Origin of the sequence: Campylobacter troglodytis (assembly GCF_006864425.1) — a bacterium.
Classification (GTDB): domain Bacteria; phylum Campylobacterota; class Campylobacteria; order Campylobacterales; family Campylobacteraceae; genus Campylobacter_D; species Campylobacter_D troglodytis.
Genome location: NZ_QHLI01000182.1, coordinates 1 through 836, shown reverse-complemented (window position 1 = coordinate 836; position 836 = coordinate 1). Strand labels below are relative to the sequence as shown.

Below are 836 nucleotides of genomic sequence, written 5' to 3'. Positions count from 1 at the left end.
AGAAGCAAAAAGCCTATAAATTTAAAGGATCTAAGACCTGATTATGTTAAATTCAAAGGGCTTTGGGCTACTACTAGATATGTGTTTAATTTTGATTTCTTTGCTGAGTGGTTAGGGGATTTAAATGAGGGATATTTTACAAGGCTAGATGACCGCTCTATCAAGCAAAAGGTCTATGAAACAAAGGATTATTTTTACATAATTTTAAATGGCAAAAAATATAAAAAAGATAAAAAAAGATCTGATCCATTTGAATACTATACTTGCGAGGTGCCCATTTTCAGCAAGCCTTACGGGGCTTCAAAGCTAGTAGCAACTATGCTAATAGCCCTGCCATACATTATGGACTTTAATCATGTTGGCTGCAATGACTTTGATGGGGACTTTAATCTGCATACCTGGCGCTGGTGGATGGATGCAAGAGAAGCTTTTATAAAAGAACACCCAAATGCTTTAAGCCCTAATCATTACGCCATCTTCATTCATAACATACTAGAAAATGATATGGCTGAAATTTCTATCTGTGCTTATGATGTTTTAAATCCAAAGGAGCCAAATTACAAAAATTTAAAAAATCCCCTTCATTCTAAATGCTATATACCAAGTGCTTATCTCATTCCTATGCCTGATTTTAATAGAGATGAGGGAGGCATAATGTATCCAAGTGCTAAATTTGCCCCTTTGGCTGTGGAGTATGGAAATGGTGATATATGTTATGAAGAAGAAGATTGCCACCACTACCACGGACGAGAGGAAGCAGATGAGGATGTGTATAAATACTTTATCAAAAAACTCACTAAGTAAGCTTGTTTAAATTCACTTGTTTTTTAAAGCTT

Annotated in this window: 1 protein-coding gene; it reads left to right on the top strand. The window is 35.2% G+C overall.

All coding sequences use genetic code 11. The features are described from left to right. A partial coding sequence (locus tag DMC01_RS14170; protein ID WP_185908972.1) for a hypothetical protein occupies window positions 1–804 on the top strand: 804 nt, incomplete at its 5' end. Window positions 805–836: the final 32 nt, after the last annotated feature.